This is a genomic window from Winogradskyella pacifica (assembly GCF_003386275.1).
GTDB classification, from domain to species: domain Bacteria; phylum Bacteroidota; class Bacteroidia; order Flavobacteriales; family Flavobacteriaceae; genus Winogradskyella; species Winogradskyella pacifica.
In genome coordinates this window covers 380314-399046 of sequence record NZ_QREI01000002.1, presented here as the reverse complement: position 1 = coordinate 399046, position 18733 = coordinate 380314, and the positions used below count along the sequence as shown (strand labels likewise).

Sequence of the window (18733 nt, the reverse complement as noted above, 5' to 3'; positions counted from 1 at the left end):
AAAATGGAATTCTTCAAAAAAATAAAGCAAATCACCCATTTAATGAAACAAGTAGATTTCAAAGAATTAGGTGAGATTTCAGAAAAAATAGATTTACCTAAAATTATGAAATCGGTTGGTGAGTTAGATGATAATCAACTTAAAGGATTAATGAAAATGTTGACTGAAAAAGCAAAAAAAGGTCAGCACAAATTACCTCCTATTGATGGCGATTTTTATGACTATGATTTAAAATTGAATCAAGAACAACGTACGATACAAATGAAAGTCCGCAGTTTTATGGAAACCGAGGTAGAACCTATAGCAAATCATTATTGGAATAAAGCCGAATTCCCAATGGACATCATTCCCAAAATGGCAAAATTAAATATTTGTGGTGTGGCTTACGAAGGTTATGGCTGTCCTAACCTACCTTTTATTATGGAAGGCATTATAGCCGAAGAATTAGCACGCGTCGATGTATCAATATCCACGTTCTTTGGTGTACATAGCGGATTAGCCATGGGCGCTATCTATCTCTGTGGAAGCGAGGAACAGAAACAAGAATGGCTGCCAAAAATGCAGAAAATGGAAGCCATTGGAGCGTTTGGATTAACAGAACCCAATGTAGGAAGCGGTGTTGCCGGAGGAATGGAAACAACCTGTAAAAAAGTTGGGGACGAATGGGTTTTAAACGGTCAGAAAAAATGGATTGGAAATGCCACGTTTGCAGATGTTATTATCATATGGGCAAGAGATATCGATGATAATCAGGCCAAAGGGTTTTTATTACGTAAAGGAAATCCAGGTTATAAGACTGAAAAGATTGAAAACAAAATGGCTTTACGAACCGTTCAAAATGCATTGATTACGATTACCGATTGTAAAATACCAGAAAGTGATCGCTTGCAAAAAGCAAATTCATTTAAAGACACTGCCAAAGTGTTAAGAATGACTAGAGCTGGCGTGGCGTGGCAAGCTTTAGGCTGCGCCCGAGGTGCTTATGAGAGTTCATTAAAATACACTAAGAAACGCGAACAATTTGGAAAGCCCATTGCAAAATTTCAGCTCATTCAAAATCATTTAGTAGAAATGCTTGCCAACCTTACCGCTATGAAAGCCATGGTTTATCGGCTTTCAGAATTACAAGATCAAGGCTTGCTTACAGACGAACACGCATCACTCGCTAAAGTTTTCTGTTCTATGCGAACAAGAGATGTTGTAAGCAGAGCACGCGAAGTTATGGGAGGTAATGGTATACTTTTAGAGTACGATGTGGCACGTTTTGTTGCCGATGCTGAAGCTATTTATTCTTATGAAGGCACTAAGGAAATCAATACATTAATAGTAGGACGCGCAATTACGGGGTATAGCGCTTTCGTTTAGCATAGTAGGTTACACTAAAAATTGAACATAAAAAAATCCCAAGTCAAGGACTCGGGACTCAATTAAATCTCTATTTCAATTATTTATATTGAATTAATTTCAGCCTCGACTTAACCATCAGGATGCATAAATTTCTGTTTCCCTAATAAAACCTCTTCAGTTTCCACATGATCCTCATCTGGCACACAACAATCCACAGGGCAAACCGCTGCACATTGTGGCTCTTCATGAAAACCAACACATTCCGTACACTTATCTGGTGAGATATAATATACTTCATCACTTATTGGTTCTTGTGTTTCCTCTGCATCGACTTCCTTTCCATTTGGAAGTACTACTTTTCCTTCTAAACTTGTACCATCAGCATAACGCCAATCATCGGCACCTTCGTAAATAGCTGTATTTGGACATTCTGGCTCACAAGCTCCACAATTAATACATTCGTCTGTGATTATTATTGCCATAGTAATTTCTATTTTTTTATTTAACTTTTAAATGAGTCACTCTAAATCTGATAAATTTAATTTATTATCAAAATCAAACCTTTTCTTGCTCATTTGCTTTGCTTAAATTTGCAATTGCAAAAATAAAGCCAAAACATCGCATAACCAAACCCATTATGGATTTAGAACAAAGAATTAACGCATTTGTAAAATTGGGCGCCTTTTTAAATCAATTTCAACAAAATGAAAGCATAAGAAATGAAAATATAGAAGCTAATGCATTATTTTATGACGGCTTTAAACACCAATTAAAATTAGCAGAAGAACATAATGGTTGGTTTACAAAAGAAAATATCGTTTTCACTTTAAAAAACTGGTCTAACGCACTGACTAGAAATAACATTAACCAATGGACAAGAAAGTACAACTTTAACACTTCAAAGCCACAAACTGTCGCCATTATTATGGCAGGAAATATTCCGTTAGTTGGGTTTCATGATTTCTTAAGCGTGTTAATATCGGGCCATAATGTATTAGTAAAACAATCCTCTAATGATAAGCATCTACTTCCTTTTTTAGCCAAATATTTAGAGGTTGTGGAGCCTGATTTTAAAGGCAAAATCAAATTCACGGAAGAAAAACTAGAAAATTTTGATGCTGTTATTGCAACAGGAAGCGATAATACAGCACGTTATTTTGAATATTATTTCAAAAATAAACCTTCTATAATTAGAAAAAACAGAAATTCGGTTGCGATTTTAACAGGAAACGAAACCAAAGAAGAGTTAGAAGCTTTAGCCGATGATATTTTTAGATATTATGGTTTAGGTTGTAGAAATGTATCCAAATTTTTCATACCAAAAGAGTATAATTTTGATGCGTTTTTCAATGCGGTTTATAAATGGCATTCTATTATCGACGGGTCGAAGTACGCTAACAACTACGATTATAACAAAGCCGTTTATTTAATGAGTGAGTTTGAGATGCTAGAAAACGGTTTCCTAATGATAAAGGAAGATGAAAGTTACTCCTCACCGATAGCAACGTTATTTTACGAAAAATATAATAGCATCGCAGAATTACAACAACAATTAGACACAGATTCAGATAAAATACAGTGCATCGTTGCTAATGGGTTTACAGATAATGAAATTGCATTTGGAGAAACTCAAAACCCACAACTTTGGGATTATGCAGATAATGTAGATACTGTTGATTTCTTGCTAAAAATATAGCCTAAAAATTATCATTTTCATAACATCTTTTAGGCAATAAATTAGCACCTTTGTATCTGTTTAAAAATAATAGATTCAAGATAAATTTGTTAAAATCTTGAATTAAATTCAGAATAAAATGAAAAAACACAATTTTAGTGCAGGTCCATGTGTACTACCAAAATCGGTAATGGAGCAAGCAGCAGCAGCAGTTTTAAACTTTGACGATGGGCTTTCGCTTTTAGAGATTTCGCACCGTAGTAAACCTTTTGTTGATGTTATGGAAAATGCACGATCCTTAGCTTTAGAGTTGTTAGGACTTGAGGGCAAGGGTTATAAAGCGTTATTTCTTCAAGGTGGTGCTAGCACACAATTCTTAATGGTTGCTTTAAACTTATTAGAAAAAAGAGCTGGCTATTTAAATACAGGTACATGGGCAGATAAAGCGATTAAAGAAGCTAAAATCTATGATGACATTTACGAAATAGGATCCTCTAAAAGCGCTAACTACAACTACATACCAAAAGGTTACGATATTCCAGAAGATTACGATTATTTTCACTGTACATCAAACAATACCATTTTTGGAACACAGATGAAGAGTTTTCCAAACTCTCCTATTCCGATGGTATGTGATATGAGTAGTGATATTTTTTCACGTCAGTTAGATTTTTCAAAATTTGATTTAATCTATGCTGGTGCTCAAAAAAATATGGGCCCTGCAGGAACAACTTTAGTCGTTATAAAAGAAGATATTTTAGGTAAGGTATCGCGTAAGATTCCTTCAATGATGAATTACAAAGAACATATTAGCAAAGGAAGCATGTTTAATACACCTCCTGTATTTGCCGTTTATGTATCTATGTTAACCTTAGAGTGGCTGAAGAATTTAGGTGGTATTAAAGCTATTGAAGAGGAAAATGAAAAGAAAGCGAGATTAATCTATTCTGAAATTGATTTAAACCCTCTTTTTAAAGGTTATTCTGTAAAAGAAGATCGCTCTTTAATGAATGCAACGTTCACTTTAGAAAATGAAAACCTAAAGGAAACTTTTGAATCTATGGTAAAAGAAGCTGGTATAAACGGCATCAACGGACATAGAAGTGTTGGAGGTTACAGAGCATCTATGTATAACGCGCTGTCTTTAGATAGTGTAAAAGCACTAGTTGAAGTGATGAGTGAATTAGAAAGTAAGGCTTAAATTTCAGTATTCAGTAAGCAGTATTCAGTGCTCACTCAAATGCAATAAAAAGAGAGTTTTTTAGCAAGAAAAAATAAAATTTAATATTAACTATAAAATTACCCGAATCAATTCTCTTTCCTTAGGAAAGAGTTAGGGATAGGAAAATGAAAGTATTAGCAAACGACGGAGTTTCTCAAAGTGGAATTAATGCATTAGAAGCAGCTGGTTACGAAGTCATCACAACAACAGTTGCACAAGAACAATTAGAAAACTACATAAACAAAAACGATATTTCTGTTTTATTAGTTAGAAGCGCAACAACAGTACGTAAAGATTTAATAGACAACTGCCCTAGCCTAAAAATTATAGGTCGTGGTGGAGTTGGTATGGATAATATCGATGTAGACTATGCACGCAGCAAAGGCTTAAGTGTTATTAATACACCTGCAGCATCTTCTCATTCGGTAGCAGAATTAGTTTTTGGGCATTTTTACGGCTTAGCGCGTTATTTACATAACTCTAACCGTGATATGCCATTAGAGGGAGATTCTAAATTTAAAAATTTAAAAAAGGCTTATGCTAAAGGAACTGAGCTTAAAGGTAAAACTTTAGGTGTTTTAGGATTTGGACGTATTGGCCAAGCGACAGCTAAAGTGGCTATTGGAGCAGGAATGAAAGTTGTTGCCTTTGATCCATTTTTAGAAAAAGCGAATTTAGAATTAGAGTTCTTCGATGGTCAAAAATTGAATTTTGAAATTGAAACCATTTCAAAAGAAGATGTTTTAAAACAAGCAGACTTTTTAACACTTCACGTACCCGCACAAAAAGACTATGTGATTGATGAAGCTGAATTCAAGCAAATGAAGGATGGTGTTATTATCGCTAACGCTGCACGTGGTGGAGTTGTTAACGAGATTGCTCTTGTTAAAGCGATAGAAAGTGGTAAAGTATCTAGGGCTGCATTAGATGTGTTTGAAAAAGAACCACAACCAGAAATTCAGTTATTAATGAATCCGGCATTATCATTAACTCCTCATACAGGAGCTGCAACTAATGAAGCACAAGATAGAATTGGTACAGAATTAGCAGAACAGATTATTACAATTCTTGGTTAATAAAAAAAATGTGACCAAATCAAATAAAAAGAGTCCTACTATTGTGGGACTTTTTTTTGTACCTTGAAGTGATATTTTTTTAACCCTTAATTATATATAACAAATGGCAGGAATTTTAGATTTATTAAACAGTGATATTGGAAAAACTATTATTAGTGGTGTTTCTGGTTCAACAGGAACGGATCAAGATAAAACAAGTAGCGTATTAACAATGGCATTACCTGTACTTATGAAAGCTATGGAGCGTAACGCTTCTACTCCAGAAGGTGCAGCAGGACTTATGGGCGCATTAAGTAGCAAACATGACGGAAGCATTTTAGATAACCTTGGTGGTTTATTTGATGGTGGTGTTGATGATACTGTGAAAAATGACGGAGCTAATATTCTTAGTCATGTATTAGGTAGCAAACAACAAGGTGTAGAACAAGTCATTGGTCAGAAAGCAGGCTTAGATGCTGGTTCTGTGGCTAATATTCTAAAAGTAGCAGCTCCGATTTTAATGGGTGTTTTAGGAAAACAAGCGAGTCAGAATAATGCTAGTTCTCAATCAGATATCAGTGGCCTTTTAGGAGGTTTACTTGGTGGAAATAGCTCACAAAACGAACAAAGTTTCTTAGAAAAAATATTAGATGCAGATGGTGACGGAAGCGTTATTGATGATGTCGCAGGTATGGTTTTAGGAGGCAATAAAAATTCAGGTGGAATTGGCGGTCTTTTGGGCGGCATGTTCGGTAAATAAAATTCTTTACATATAATTTTAAAGCAGTTCGTTATTACGAGCTGCTTTTTTGTTTCTATAATCTAAACTTTTAAAATAGAAGGTTTGACGCATTCAAAAGGTCAGTTTACTTAGTTTGGGTTGTCACAATTATAAATCTACTGTTACTTTGTGGTGTTAAATCGAAGTAAAACTTTATAAACACTCACATTATTTTAATATCTTTAATACTTATGAAAAAAATTATCCCATTCATTGTAGTCCTAATTTTAATTGCGAGCTGTAAATCTTACAATTACAGCCCTACAATTGATAACGACAACGAAAATAGCTTAGTGAAGAGTGACACTGTTTCTATTAGCAGTGACGAAAACGATTATGAAATCCTTATTATAGAGCCAGGCTTTAACTCATGGTTATTAAGTACAGCAAGACCAGAGGGGCATTATTCTCAACAATTTTTAGAATCTAGAAATGCACTTTTAGTACAAGGTTGGAATCAACGAAACCTTCAACCTCATATCTATGACCCTAACCTTTACGAGGTTCGTATAGATTACGATACACGTACAGACTATGGTTACGAAGTAAATTATAAACTCTATAATTACTTTATATACTTTCAATTAAAATACAAACAACAACTTTCATCGTTTACACCTAGAATTTAGGATAGAAAATCCTCATAATTTACTAGTTTTGCATCACGACATTGGTGCTATGGAAAAATTTAAAAAACATTGGGAAATTCAACACAATTGGCAGTTGTTATTTCCCTTTTTTGGTTTAGTTATTTTAGGATATTCTGCGTTTAAAATTTCGAATGGATTTTTAGATAATTACGGATTAACGTTAACGATCGTTGGGGCTCTTTTTGTTTTCTTTTTTTTATTAAAACTGACCTTATTCATATTTAAGAAACTTGAGAAGAAATGGGTTCTCGATTATAGATGGGAAATGATCCGCGTATTTATGGTATTCGCCTTTACAGGAACATCATCTTTAGTTATTGGAAGGCCTATTATTAAATTAATGGGAATTACTAAAGAAAACTTAAATCCTATACTCTACTGGTTTTTATTCATTATCATTGGGCTCATTTTCTATCAGATACTTTTAGTAACCTTTGGATGGCTTTTTGGGCAATTCAAGTTTTTCTGGGAATTTGAAAAGAAAATGTTAAGGAGATTTGGATTAAAACGCTTTTTAGATTGAAAATAAACACAGTACTAACATCACTATTTAAAACATTAGCAATTATGCTAGTGCTTTCGGTGTTGTTACCTTCTGCTGTAAAATTAACACACGCTTTTAATCACCATACACATGAAGTTTGTGATTCTGACAATGAGCTTAAAACTCACTTTCATGAGTCTGATTTAGATTGTGACTTTTATAAATTTAAGCTCACCAACAATTTATTTCTTGTATTTAATAACTATGAGATAATACCTCAAATAATTGCAACTAAGCAGTTATCTTCATATTATATTTCTTTAAATAATTATCAGCAATTAACAAGGTTTGTTAGAGGTCCGCCTCAATTGGGTTAGAATTTTAAATTTTCTAATACTCTCATAAATCTATTTGAATGAAATCCATAATTATGGGTGTGCTCATCGCTATTTCTAGCTTTAGCTACAGCCAAAACTGCAATTATATTTTTTTAGGCGAAGTCAAAGATTTTCATGATGGAACAGCTATAGAATCTGCTACTATTCACATTAAAGAAAGTGATACGTATTTAATTTCAGATTTAGATGGTAAGTTCAAAATTGAAAACCTGTGTTCTGGCACCTTAACTTTAACTATTTCTCATATTGGATGCGAAACAAAAACCGTTTCATATTCTATTGAAAATGATGTTTTTAAAATTATTTCTTTAGAACATCATTTAGAGGAACTTAATGAAGTTGTGGTGAATTCTCACTTAAAAACAGAAGGTACCAGTATAGAACAAACCCTAAACAAAGCCGATTTAGAAAAATACACCGATAAATCTTTAGGTGATGCTCTAAATTCGGTAAGTGGTGTGTCGTCGTTAAATACAGGGAATACAATTGTTAAACCTATGATACATGGTTTGCATAGTAGTCGGTTATTAATTATTAATAATAACGTGCGTATGTTTGACCAAGAGTGGGGAGACGAGCATGCACCAAATATTGATATTAATGCTAGTAACAAAGTTGAAGTGATTAAAGGCGCCAATACTTTAAAATATGGTAGTGATGCCATTGGTGGCTTAATCCTTATACAACCTAAACGCTATGTTGCACGAGATAGTTTATTTGGTAGCACTATGTTATCGCTAAATTCAAATGGACGTGGTGGAAATGTAAATTCAGAACTGATTAAAACCTATAAATCTGGATTTTACGGTAGAATTCAAACAAGCTACAAACAATTCGGAGATTTTGAAGGTCCCGATTATAAGTTAACCAATAGCGGCTTAAAAAACATCAATGCTTCCGCCAGAATTGGCTACAGAAGTTTTGAAAAAGGTTTCGATGCTTATTATAGCGTTGTAAGTAATGAGTTGGGTATTTTACAAGCATCACACATTGGTAATGTTAATGATTTAGTGACAGCAATTAATAGTAGAACACCACGTGTTATTGAAGATTTCTCATACGATATAGATTATCCTAAACAAAATATCTTACATAATTTAGCGAAGATAGAAGCCTATAAAAGGTTTAAGAATTTCGGAAAATTATCAGTACAGTATGATATGCAAATTAACAGGCGGAAAGAATACGATTTAAGACGTGGTGATTTAGCAAACACACCTGTTATTGACCTTAGGTTGTTTACAAATTCTTTACAGACCAATTTGAATATTGATGCTATTGATAATCTTAAACTAGATACAGGCGTATTAGTACGCTACCAACAAAATGATGCTATTTCGGGCACTGGAGTCAGTCCTTTAATTCCTGATTTTGAAAAGTATGACGCTAGTATTTATGCTATTGGGAATTTTGATTTAAATGATTCTTCTGAATTAAGTGCTGGCGCACGTTATGATTTTACAAGAATCAATGCTGAGAAACTATACAACCTCACGGATTGGGAAGAGACCTATAATTACGATGAATTATTTCCACAGTTTGAAACCAATACTGTTGAGAATTCAAAAATATTAACACGTCCAGAATTTACATTCCATAACATTTCTGCTAATGTGGGCTATTCAAAGCAATTCAATAATAACATATCTTTATTTGTTAATTATGGTTTGGCAACGCGAGTACCTAACCCATCAGAATTGTTTAGCGACGGTTTACATCATAGTGCTGCGAGAATAGAAACTGGTTTGTTAACCCTCAATAAAGAAATCGCAAATAAGTTTGTAGCATCTTTAGAGAGAAATAATCAGAATTTTGGATTTTCAATCAGTCCGTATTTCAAGCATATTAACGATTATATACAACTCATTCCTGTTGGTATCACCACAACCATCAGAGGAGCGTTTCCTGTTTGGGAATATAATCAGATCAATGCACAAATTTTCGGTGTTGATATTGATGTCAATAAAAAAATAACCGATAAATTTAATTATAAAGGCAGTATAAGTCTTTTAAAAGGTGAAAACCTTACCGAAGACATACCACTTATACATATGCCTTCAACAAATTTTACTAATAGTATATCCTATTATAATGACGAGTTAAATCAATTATCAATTAATTTAACTCACAAAACTGTATTACAACAAAACGAATTTCCAGATTATAACTTTTATACATTTAACCCAATACTACAAGAAGATGTTTATGTAGACATTAGCTCTACTCCACCTGCGTATTCATTATTTAGTTTTAATAGTTCCGTTAGTTTTAAAGCGTTTAAAACCGGATCGTTAAAATTAGAACTTAATGTCGAAAATCTATTAAATACCAAGTATAATGAGTATTTGAATAGACAACGGTATTTTGCTGATGAATTGGGCAGAAACATTAACTTGAAAATAAAAATTAATTATTAATAAAATCAAATTATGAAAAATATCAAATCAATAAAAACAATAAAATTCTTAGCCTTACTTTTTGTTTCTAGTATAGCATTTGTAGGCTGTTCTAGTGATGACGATCATGGAGACGATCACGATCATGAAGAGGAACTTATAACGACAGTACGATATACACTTACCAACGGAACAGATGTTGTGACTTTAGAGTTTCAAGATTTAGACGGTGAAGGTGGTGCAGAAGGAACTTTTGATGTATCTGGTCCATTAACAGCAAACACAACGTATTCTGGTATTATTCAATTATTAAATGAAACCGAAAGTCCTGCTGATAATATTACTTTAGAAGTTGAAGACGAAGGTGATGACCATGAGTTCTTCTACACTCCAACAATTTCAGATATCACTGTTAGTAAAGATGATTTAGACGAAGATGGCAATCCTGTAGGAATTCTAACAACACTAGTTACTGGTGGTGCTGGAACTGGGTCTCTTACAATAGAGTTAATTCACGAACCTACAAAACCAAACGATGGAACCTCTATAAATGCTGGTGGTAGCACAGATGTAGAAGTTACATTTTCTATAGAAGTTCAATAATCTAAAATTGTAATACAGTTAAAAAAAAGCACTCTTTTGAGTGCTTTTTTTATGCTTTAGTTTCAACCTTATCCTTATTGAAAACATAAGTATAAAACCACATCAATGTAAATGTTGGTATCACATCAAAGCCAGGTAATGCTTCTTCTACAAAAGTGATAACTCCTGCGACTTTACCTGCTTTACCTGCGTATAGTTTGGTCATTAACCAACCCGAAATTGGCGCCCAAACGATATCCGAAAATTCACCGATTCCGGGAATTATAAACGAGACCATACCTAAAGCGTCTAAAAGCAGACCAATTCCTAATTTTTTGTATTTATTCATATAGTGTATTAATTACTAATGTGTATAGAGCAATAATTATTCCAAATAAAAAAGACTGCCACCTTCATATTAAAACTTAGTAATGGTTAGTAATGTCTCTTATTTTAACGTTTAATTAAGAACGTTGCTCAGCGTGAGAACTTAATTTTGCAAAAGATCGATGCAACAACCGCTAAATAATTGCGTCTATACCCTATTCTAAACGACCAAAACCATTTATGAACGCTCGTTCTTTAATTCTTTTGCTTACCGTATTAGGTATTGCTACTTCTAGTATTGCTCAAAATAAAAAAACATTAAATATTCAGCGTTCTACATTAGAACCTAAAATAGATGGCATTTTAGATGATGCAATTTGGAAAAATGCAGAAATGGCCACAGGTTTTCTTTCAAATAGACCCGAAATTGGAAAAGAAGCTCCGCACAACGAACGTACAGAAGTAAAAATGACGTACGATGATAAAGCTATTTATGTTGCAGCTTATCTTTATGACGATCCTTCTAAAATAATGAAACAACTCACCAATAGAGATAATTTTGGTCAGACAGATTACTTTATATTAGTACTAAATCCCAATAACGACGCCCAAAACGACACCGCTTTTTATGTTTTTAGTTCTGGACAGCAAGCTGATGCTATTCAAAGTCCAACTATTGGCGAGGATTTTGGTTGGAATGCCGTTTGGGACAGTGCAGTGAAAATTGTGGACGACGGTTGGATTGTAGAAATGAAAATCCCATACCGAACGTTACGTTTCGCAGACCAAGACGAACCGACTTGGGGAGTGCAATTTCATAGAGAATTTAGGCGCTCTAGATCGCGGTATACTTGGAATCCAATTGATCCAACCCAAGGCTATTCCGGATTATACCATGCCGAAGTTAAAGGTCTTAAAGACGTAAAACCTCCCGTTAGGTTAAACCTCTACCCTTTTACAACAGGAATTATAAATAACTATGATGGAGACACAGACACGGATTTAAAATTCGGAATGGATGTAAAATACGGACTCACAGATAATTTTACCTTAGATGCGACATTGGTTCCTGATTTTAGTCAAGCCGGATTTGATAATGTTGTTTTAAACCTTGGCCCTTTTGAACAAACCTTCTCTGAACAACGTCAATTTTTTACGGAAGGTGTCGATTTATTTTCTAAAGGAGATTTGTTTTTTTCTAGACGAATTGGAAATAGACCAAGTGGACAGCTTAGTCTTGATGAAAATGAAAACGTCACTTCACCTAATGAAGTTAAGGTATTAAACGCCGTAAAAGTTTCTGGTAGAACTAAAAATGGCTTAGGTATTGGTTTCTTTAATGCGATTACAGAAAAAACAACGGCTACCATTAAAAACTCAGTAACAGATGAAAAACGTAATGCCGTTGTAGAACCATTTGCTAATTACAATATCTTAGTCGTAGACCAACAATTTAATGGTAATTCGTCCGTAAGTTTAATTAACACCAATGTACTGAGAGAAGGCCATTTTAGAGATGCTAATGCTACTGCGTTAGTTGCAAACATCATTAATAAACGGAATACCTATAGTGTGGCAACAGATTTACGAATGAGCAATGTAAATTATCAAAACACCAATAGTGAAACCGGTTTTAGTAGTTATTTAAAGTTAGCTAAAATTCATGGTAATTTACGCTATAGCTTAGAACACAGTTTTGCCGACACTAAATTCGATATTAATGATTTAGGCTTATTATTGCGAAATAATTACAACAATTTTAGCTCTGATATCTCGTATCAAACTTTTGAGCCAAGCGGGAATTTAAATAACTATAGTGTTAGTACCTACTTTAATTACAATAGATTAGCAAAGCCTAATGTGTACGCTCAATTTAATTTGGGAGCTTCATATCAAGCCACCACAACCAACTTAGATGGTTTTGGTTTTAACTTAAGCGCTGAGCCTGGCAAACAAAACGATTACTTTGAATCTCGAGATGGCAGACCTTTTATTTATGAAAATTATACAAGTGCGGGAGGTTGGATTTCTTCAAATTACAACCGAATTTTTGCTTTCGATTTTAGAGTGAATGCCGGATCAATGTTTGAAGATGGTAGAGATTTATTTAATTATGATATTGAAGTTGAACCACGTGTAAGACTCAATGACAAACTTCTATTTATATATCAATTTTACTATGATTTTACGAATGGCGGACGCGGTTTTGCAACTGAGGAAGATAATCAGCCTATTTTCGGTGAACGCAATAGACAAATTATAACTAATAGTGTGTCTGTTAACTACGCATTTAACCCTTATAAATCTATAGCATTAAGTTTTAGACATTATTGGGATACCGTAAAGTATGACAACGACTTATTTACGTTATTAGATTCTGGTCGATTAACAACAGCTTCGGGTTATGCCTTAGACAACATTAGTAGTGATCCCAATATTAATTTTAGCACTTGGAATATCGATTTAAGCTACTCTTGGCAATTTGCTCCAGGAAGTTTTTTAACTGCATTATACCGTAATCAACTCTTTAATTTAGACACGCTCGCTGAGTATAACTATTCTGAAAGTGTTGATACCTTATTTGAGCAACCTATGCAGCACACACTTTCTGTTAGATTGCAATATTTTATTGACTTTAATGGTATGAAATCTCTTTTCAATCCTAATAAATCTGATTCTTAGTATTGTAAAATTAGGCATTAAGTAGTACTTTCACATCGTATGAGTAAAACTGTTATTTCCGCAAAGCAAATTAAGAAAGCCTATAAAGATCTCGAGGTCTTAAAAGGTGTAGACTTAACTATTTTAGAAGGTGAAATCATTTCTATTGTTGGCGCTTCTGGTGCTGGTAAAACGACGCTGCTTCAAATTTTAGGCACTTTAGATAAACCCGATTATAAGTCAGATACTGAACTGATTATAAACGAGCAATCTATTAAAACTTTAAATGATAAAGATTTAGCAAAATTCAGAAATAAGAACATTGGTTTTATATTTCAATTTCATCAGTTATTACCAGAATTTTCTGCTTTAGAGAATGTATGTATTCCTGCGTTTATTAATAAAACACCAAAAGCTGATGCCGAAAAGCGCGCTATCGAATTGTTAGATTATTTAGGTTTAAAGGATCGCATTCATCACAAACCTAATAGCATGTCTGGAGGAGAGCAACAACGTGTGGCTGTAGCTAGAGCTTTAATCAACAGTCCGAATATCATTTTTGCAGATGAACCTTCAGGGAATTTAGATAGCGAATCTGCAGATCAGCTTCATAATTTATTCTTTAAATTGAGGGATGAGTTTAATCAAACCTTCGTCATCGTAACACACAACCATGAATTAGCTGAAATGGCAGACCGTAAGTTGACGATGGTTGATGGGAAGATTTTAGGGTAATTATTGCTGAGTGTATTTTCATAAATGAAATAAGGAGAATCGAACTATGTTAATCAATCAAGATAAATCGATAGCAAGGTATCTTGCTTTAGTTTTTATTCCAATATTTATAGTGATTCTCTTAACCCTTTTGGTTCGTAATAATTCATTGAGTTTTCTTGAAAAAAAAATACAAAAGCATTCATAACTCGTCCTATTCCGGAAAAATCACAAATTTATTTTTAAATATAGATAACGGAAGAACCAGAACTATTTTAATAGACAACAAATGGAATAAAGAAATTCCGTTTTTTATCCATGAACAATTAAAAGTTGGTGATTCACTCTATAAAATTACTGAATCTGATTTTGAATATTATATGATAAATTCTAATCGTGATACAATTAAAAGAGACGTAAATAAGTTTTATAGGACTAAATACTTCAATAAACTCAAAGAACGCTAAAAGACTAGCTCTTCTTCAACATCTTCAATGTAAAGCCACCAAGAATCAAAATAACGATTCCGATAATAGCCCAAAGCCAATAACTATTTTCAAATAGTGGTTTTACCTTTTCTTGTTTTTGCTTTATGATAACTTGCTCTGCTCCTATTTTTAAAGTTTTTAATGCTTTAGGTATTTTAGTTTCAAACTTAGCAATGTCGTAATTTGGTGTTCTCGCTGCGGGATTGCCATAAACCAACATATAATTTGCTAGTTCTGTAAATCGTCCTACTAATTGATGCTCGTAACCTTTTACAGAAATATCTTTTATGGTTAGCGGCTGATTGTCACCATTGTAAATTGTTATTTTTAAATCCTTCGCAATCGTATTTGAAGTTTTAAAACGATTAGCTTCAAGCGAGTTTAATGTCGCATTTTTAATCGTTGTATAACTGTATTTCCACCCTTTTTCAGTTTTTATACTATCGCTTTTATATTCAATCTTTAAAGGTCTGTAATAATCAAACGTATTACCAACGTCAATATGTAATTGACTTATGGATACCGATTGTTCTAAGTCTAAATTAATTATGGTCGCTTTTTGTTTCTTATCATCTGTGATTGCCATAGTCTTAATAGCATGATTCACAAAACTTCCTTCAGTGATTTCGTATTTAAAAAGTTGCGCTGATTGTAATTCTGGCTGGTCTTTTTGTTTTACTAAAAGTCTAAAAAAACGGTATTTAGCATCCGGAAAATCTAGCTTGGTAAATTTAAAATCGGTCGTTTCATTTTTTATGGACATAATTCTATAATCTTCAAGAATTGTAAACCACTCTTGTTGATTCTGACTGCCTTGCAATTCGATTCTCCAATCAAAATTTTGCTCCTTAAAATTTAGATGAATCTGATTAATAATGTCTTCAGAATTTAACTGAAATGTAAAATAATAGCCATTGGCTCCTTTTGTTTTATTGATGATATCAAATGAAATGGTTTTACTCACTATTTTCTCAGAAAGCACTTGTAACAAATACGGAGCTTCAATGGTATCCGTTTTTGTTATTCCATAAATCCTAAGGTCTGACAAATCCGATTTCACTTTTCCGAATACAGCGTCTGGCAAAGCAACTTTATGCCACTCGTCATTGACTTCATTTAGTGCTCTTTTATAATTATAAGTTTCAATTTGCGCACCACAAAATAAAGTACAACCGATAAGAAAACCTATAAATAATCTAGTTGTTAACGTCATCTGAAATTTGATTTTTGTATTTGTTGTATAAAAACGAAATGATTAAAAGTAACACCCCAAGCGACACAAACACTATCGTTTTTGAAATGGTATTGAGGTGCACAATATCGTAAAAGAATAGTTTTACTAAGGTAATTGCAAAGAAAGCCATGCCTCCAATTCGCAAATAGACTTTGTTTTTCCAAATTCCAAAAGCAATTAATAAGAACGAATACACTCCCCAAAGTATGCTCAACCCAAGTTTATACGATTGCGTCGATTCCGATAGATCCATCCAATGAATAAGTTCGCTACTCAACACCCAAACAATGGAAACATGAAGTATAATATCGTAGCCTATTTTATAACCTTTGGCAATGCCATCACGCTTAATAAATTTATAACAGGTATATAATGCTAGTGCTAAAAAGACAAAACACACATAACGAATCCATAAATGAAAGCTGCTTTGCGCAAAATATTCTGAAGGGTTTAAATAACTTTCTCTTAATTCACTTAGAATAAGTAAGCCTTGTGTTAAGAACACAAAAATGCTAACAACTGTTAACCCTAAAGCGATTTTTTCGAATAATTTGTGTTTTATTATCTTGAAATTAATCAGAGATAATAATGCCGTAAACACTAAAGAATAGTTGAGAATCCAAATAATTTTAAAGTCGAATAAATCATAATTACTAAAAGTTTCATCGTAATTATCTTCTGTCGGAATTACCAATTGAGAATTATAAAATATCTGATCCCAATACATTTCAATTTCTAATCTAAAGGCATAATAAGCACTAAATAATAAAATTGCAGGAATGAAGTAAGTGAGTAAACGGTTCCAAATAGAATTAGGCTTTAAAGCAGAGGCATAATCTTCTTTCCTAGAGAGCCAAACAATAACGCCAAATGCAGCAACAAACAACATTGAAGTTAAAAAGTAGATATTAAAAATAGTAGTTACTTTATTTTCTACATCAATAGTGTAATATAAATTATAACCATTAGACCAGTCTTCTAGAAGGCTAATAAAGGCTAACACCATCAATGGGTACGATAGTTTCTCATACACGGTAATCCCTTTTGTTCGTCCTAACCAAAATAACAAAGCAGCCTCACTTACCCATAAAAGCGTCACCCAATTCCCATTTAATTGTACAGGAATTGTAATGGTGATAAAGACTAAAACCATTGCCGAAGCTAAGTAAAACAGGTTTTTATCCCCTAATTTCATCTTATAAAAAAGGACACTAACGATAAAATGAATCACAGCATTACCGAGAGTAAATAGTCCTAAAAGTTGCGAACCTGTTTCATGATCACTTAAAATAACATAGCCAAATCCAAAAAACAAAAACGAATTAAGTAGTAACAAGACAACATCACTTCCTTTAAAGACTTCACGCTTAAGCATTTTATAGGCTAAAAATGTGATGTAAAAAATAATAAAGAATAAACTTAGAAAAGTTAAAGCTAGACCAAACAGCTCATCTTCATAATATTCAACAAAGAACCACGATCCAAAAATGAGCCAAGTAAATATAAAGGCTGAATAGTATAATGATTTCCAATGTTTCTTAAAGGAAAGTACTAATATCCCAATATTAATTATCACCATGTAGCTGAACAGTACTTCTACTTGCCCAGAGCCAGTACTCAATAAAAACGGAACCGCATAAGCACCAACTAAACCAATATGAGCAATGACTTGTTTATTATAACTTATGGCAGCAACGACCGTAAATGTTGTAAAAATCACCATGAGCGCAAACGCGAAAACCTGAGGTATCAGATCATAAAAGCTGTAGGCGAAAAAGGTGATAAAATATAGGATTACAATCGACCCACTGACCAAAACAGCACTGTAGGATTCATATTTTTCTTTTAGTTTAATACCAAAGCCTAATAAACCAATAGCTGTTAAATAACCGAGGATAATTCGTGTTAATGGACTTATTAATTCGTTTTCGATGGAGTATTTTGCACCAATTGCCACACCAATGACAGTAATGATAATTCCAATTTTATTTAAAAGATTTTCACCAATAAACTTTTCAATACTCGATTTCGATTTTGGCTTTTTATCAGCTATAATTTTTTCTTCAGTTACAACACGTTCAGCTTCATATTCAGTTTCTAAAATAGGCTGCGTTTCATGATCAACAGATTCGCTAGCTTCAGTGATAAGTTCTACGACCTCTTTTAAATCTTTTACTGGTGATTCATCTGGCTGAATTTCCTCAATTTTTGAAACGGTTTTATCTTCAACAGAACCCGATTTTAAGTGATACAGTTCCTCTTTTAAACTATTAATTTCAGAAGAAAATTCGGCTTGCTTTTTAAAAAGCAGCTCTAACTTCTCAATGAGTTTATCAATAAGCTCTTGATTTGTTGCCATATACAATTGATTTGGTTGTCTTTTCATAAAGTAAAGACACGGCTAAAATAGTTTTAAATAACTGAACGGTCAACTTTGCGAATTGAAGTTCTATTTATTATCACATTTTATTGCGATTATGTACCATTTGTTTTTCATCTATAAGCTATTCCTATTAAAGAAGTTTAAACGCATCTAGACCAAAGTCAACAGTCATTTATCCTTCTTAGATAACACTAATTAATTTGAATATAATTCACATATATAACGTGTAATTTATGTCTTTAATAATGGTTTAGGATATCATAAATCCTTTACAATAGAATTAATAAAACAATTATCAATTATATATAAAACTTATTAACTATTTGACTTAAAAGC

General features: G+C 33.1%; 17 protein-coding genes. 13 read left to right on the top strand and 4 right to left on the bottom strand.

From position 1 onward, the window contains the following. The first annotated feature begins 3 nt into the window (after positions 1–3). Positions 4–1365 (top strand): acyl-CoA dehydrogenase family protein, encoded by a 1362-nt coding sequence (locus tag DFQ09_RS05975; RefSeq protein ID WP_115808739.1) that lies wholly within the window; start codon positions 4–6, stop codon positions 1363–1365. A gap of 110 nt (positions 1366–1475) precedes the next feature. Here DFQ09_RS05975 and DFQ09_RS05970 read toward each other — a convergent pair whose 3' ends face one another. Next, the gene (locus DFQ09_RS05970; protein ID WP_020896288.1) at positions 1476–1829 is read right to left on the bottom strand and encodes a 4Fe-4S dicluster domain-containing protein; all 354 of its coding nucleotides are present in this window, start codon (positions 1827–1829) and stop codon (positions 1476–1478) included. 155 nt (positions 1830–1984) lie between these two features. On the opposite strand from DFQ09_RS05970, the gene DFQ09_RS05965 reads away from it, so the two are divergent. From DFQ09_RS05965 to DFQ09_RS05925, 9 genes are all read left to right on the top strand, one after another. Then, positions 1985–3043: an acyl-CoA reductase gene (locus DFQ09_RS05965; RefSeq protein ID WP_115808738.1), complete on the top strand. Its 1059-nt coding sequence runs from the start codon at positions 1985–1987 to the stop codon at positions 3041–3043. A gap of 118 nt (positions 3044–3161) precedes the next feature. Continuing rightward, complete coding sequence (gene serC / locus DFQ09_RS05960) at positions 3162–4223, top strand: 3-phosphoserine/phosphohydroxythreonine transaminase (RefSeq protein WP_115808737.1); 1062 nt, start codon at positions 3162–3164, stop codon at positions 4221–4223. 146 nt (positions 4224–4369) lie between these two features. Then, positions 4370–5320 carry a D-2-hydroxyacid dehydrogenase gene (locus tag DFQ09_RS05955; RefSeq protein WP_115808736.1) on the top strand — a complete coding sequence of 317 codons (951 nt, stop codon included), beginning with the start codon at positions 4370–4372 and terminating at the stop codon, positions 5318–5320. A gap of 103 nt (positions 5321–5423) precedes the next feature. Further along, positions 5424–6059 carry a DUF937 domain-containing protein gene (locus tag DFQ09_RS05950; protein WP_115808735.1) on the top strand — a complete coding sequence of 212 codons (636 nt, stop codon included), beginning with the start codon at positions 5424–5426 and terminating at the stop codon, positions 6057–6059. A 212-nt stretch (positions 6060–6271) separates the two neighbouring features. Continuing rightward, entirely contained in the window at positions 6272–6709 is a 438-nt protein-coding gene (locus DFQ09_RS05945) for a DUF6146 family protein (protein ID WP_115808734.1), read from the top strand. 49 nt (positions 6710–6758) lie between these two features. After that, positions 6759–7253, top strand: coding sequence for a DUF6787 family protein (locus DFQ09_RS05940; protein ID WP_115808733.1), 495 nt, complete (start codon positions 6759–6761; stop codon positions 7251–7253). Next, positions 7250–7591 (top strand): hypothetical protein, encoded by a 342-nt coding sequence (locus DFQ09_RS05935; RefSeq protein WP_115808732.1) that lies wholly within the window; start codon positions 7250–7252, stop codon positions 7589–7591. Before DFQ09_RS05940 ends, DFQ09_RS05935 begins: the two co-directional genes overlap by 4 nt. A gap of 38 nt (positions 7592–7629) precedes the next feature. Then, the gene (locus DFQ09_RS05930; protein ID WP_115808731.1) at positions 7630–10029 is read left to right on the top strand and encodes a TonB-dependent receptor; all 2400 of its coding nucleotides are present in this window, start codon (positions 7630–7632) and stop codon (positions 10027–10029) included. 12 nt (positions 10030–10041) lie between these two features. Further along, positions 10042–10611 (top strand): type 1 periplasmic binding fold superfamily protein, encoded by a 570-nt coding sequence (locus DFQ09_RS05925; protein ID WP_115808730.1) that lies wholly within the window; start codon positions 10042–10044, stop codon positions 10609–10611. Between the two features lie 49 nt (positions 10612–10660). Here the strand turns inward: DFQ09_RS05925 and DFQ09_RS05920 are convergent, their stop codons facing one another. Continuing rightward, positions 10661–10939 (bottom strand): hypothetical protein, encoded by a 279-nt coding sequence (locus tag DFQ09_RS05920; protein ID WP_115808729.1) that lies wholly within the window; start codon positions 10937–10939, stop codon positions 10661–10663. Positions 10940–11157: 218 nt separating this feature from the next. On the opposite strand from DFQ09_RS05920, the gene DFQ09_RS05915 reads away from it, so the two are divergent. The 3 genes from DFQ09_RS05915 (at position 11158) to DFQ09_RS05905 (ending at position 14759) form a co-directional block, all read left to right on the top strand. Then, complete coding sequence (locus DFQ09_RS05915; RefSeq protein WP_115808728.1) at positions 11158–13599, top strand: DUF5916 domain-containing protein; 2442 nt, start codon at positions 11158–11160, stop codon at positions 13597–13599. A gap of 39 nt (positions 13600–13638) precedes the next feature. Beyond that, positions 13639–14313 (top strand): ABC transporter ATP-binding protein, encoded by a 675-nt coding sequence (locus tag DFQ09_RS05910; RefSeq protein WP_115808727.1) that lies wholly within the window; start codon positions 13639–13641, stop codon positions 14311–14313. 158 nt (positions 14314–14471) lie between these two features. Beyond that, complete coding sequence (locus DFQ09_RS05905) at positions 14472–14759, top strand: hypothetical protein (RefSeq protein WP_115808726.1); 288 nt, start codon at positions 14472–14474, stop codon at positions 14757–14759. Between the two features lie 4 nt (positions 14760–14763). Here DFQ09_RS05905 and DFQ09_RS05900 read toward each other — a convergent pair whose 3' ends face one another. After that, on the bottom strand, positions 14764–15993 hold the full coding sequence (locus DFQ09_RS05900; RefSeq protein WP_115808725.1) for a DUF3999 family protein: 1230 nt from the start codon (positions 15991–15993) through the stop codon (positions 14764–14766). After that, positions 15977–18373, bottom strand: a complete 2397-nt coding sequence (locus DFQ09_RS05895; RefSeq protein ID WP_115808980.1) for a DUF2339 domain-containing protein — start codon at positions 18371–18373, stop codon at positions 15977–15979. The genes DFQ09_RS05900 and DFQ09_RS05895 overlap by 17 nt, the downstream gene beginning before the upstream one ends. Positions 18374–18733 lie beyond the last annotated feature (360 nt).